Origin of the sequence: Pantoea sp. SIMBA_079, from assembly GCF_046940275.1 — a bacterium.
Classification (GTDB): Bacteria; Pseudomonadota; Gammaproteobacteria; order Enterobacterales; family Enterobacteriaceae; genus Pantoea; species Pantoea borealis.
Window position 1 is genome coordinate 1 of the sequence record NZ_JAWRYR010000603.1, and the last position, 254, is coordinate 254.

Consider the following 254-nt stretch of genomic DNA (forward strand, 5'->3'; position numbering starts at 1 on the left):
CATCCGGTCACGTTCCGCGCACAGAATATGTGGAACGATGCAGACACGCTGCAGAAAGCCTGCCGCGTGCTGGAGCGGGATTTAGGTTTTAACGTGGACAACGGCAGCTGGGAAATGAGCGAGGACGGCAGCCTGTACCGCACGCGTCGTGCGCTGCCTTCAGCCCCGCGCGGCGCGGCTAAAAGAGAAATCTTTTCCGATAAGGAAAGCCTTCACGGCTACGCCGTTCGCGAGACGCGTCAGATGATCAGCGA

Annotated in this window: 1 pseudogene; it reads left to right on the top strand. The window is 59.4% G+C overall.

From position 1 onward, the window contains the following. Positions 1 to 254, top strand: a pseudogene (locus SB719_RS21350) (mobilization protein); the annotation flags it as partial.